The organism is Methylobacterium tarhaniae (assembly GCF_001043955.1).
GTDB classification, from domain to species: Bacteria; Pseudomonadota; Alphaproteobacteria; order Rhizobiales; family Beijerinckiaceae; genus Methylobacterium; species Methylobacterium tarhaniae.
On record NZ_LABZ01000443.1, the window covers coordinates 1 to 822 of the forward strand.

1 protein-coding gene and 1 pseudogene are annotated in these 822 nt (G+C 71.8%); both read right to left on the minus strand.

Going from position 1 to position 822, the window contains the following annotated elements; all coding sequences use genetic code 11:
- Positions 1 to 146 precede the first annotated feature (146 nt).
- Positions 147 to 563 (minus strand): cupin domain-containing protein, encoded by a 417-nt coding sequence (locus VQ03_RS30540; protein WP_048454699.1) that lies wholly within the window; start codon positions 561 to 563, stop codon positions 147 to 149.
- Between the two features lie 17 nt (positions 564 to 580).
- A pseudogene (locus VQ03_RS34200) lies at positions 581 to 822 on the minus strand (FAD-dependent oxidoreductase); the annotation flags it as partial.

Sequence of the window (822 nt, forward strand, 5' to 3'; positions counted from 1 at the left end):
TTTGCTATGCAGTAGACGATGCTGGAGATCTCCCCCTCTCTATTCGTCGGCAGCGTAAGATGTTTTTAAGAGCCAGCCATCGGGCAGCGGCGCGCCGCGCTTCGGGCAGCGTGGCGGCCGAGCGTTCCCCGCTCGCCCGCCTGGGGTCAGGCCGCCGCGGAGGCGAGGTCGAGCGGCGGGTTGGCGCTGTCGAGGAACTCGACGGTGGTGAAGACCAGCTCGGTCTCGCCGATATTCTCAAGGTCGTGGATCATGAAGGCGCCCTCGGCGTAGCGATGGTGCTGGGTGTCGCCCGGCGCGTAGGCCACCTCGGCGATCCGCCCGTCGGCATAGTGCGAGCGGGCCCGCCCGCCGGTCACGGCGGTCCAGAAATAGTCGAGGACGTGGGTGTGGAAGCCGATCCGCTCGCCCGGCTTCAGGCTGAGCAGCCAGACCCGCACGCGGTCGGTCTCGGAGACGAGCCGGCTGCCGACCCGGCCGTTGCCGGCGCGATCCGCGAATTCCCGGCGCAGAGGTTCGGGCCAGGCCTCCGGCGGGCTCGGCCAGCGATAGGAGACGGTCATGGGATCCTCCTCGGATGTCAATCGATGGCGGGGAGCCCGGTCGCCACGGCCGTCTCGGCCATGACCGCCTCCGGAGCCCGGTGGCGCTCGGCGAGCGCGCGCTCCCGGGGCGTGAGGATCTGCGCCTGCATGGAGGCACCGAGTTCCCGCGCCCGACGGACGACGGCCCGGCCGAAGGCGAGGCGCCCGGCCTCGAACCGGGCGAGCGCCGCCGCGAGGTCGTGCGGATGGTCCAGGAGCGCCCGGGCCAGGGCGTCGG

Excerpts from the sequence above, each read along its gene's own strand:
- VQ03_RS30540 (WP_048454699.1), bottom strand. The coding sequence starts at position 563 with ATGACCGTCTCCTATCGCTGGCCGAGCCCGCCGGAGGCCTGGCCCGAA.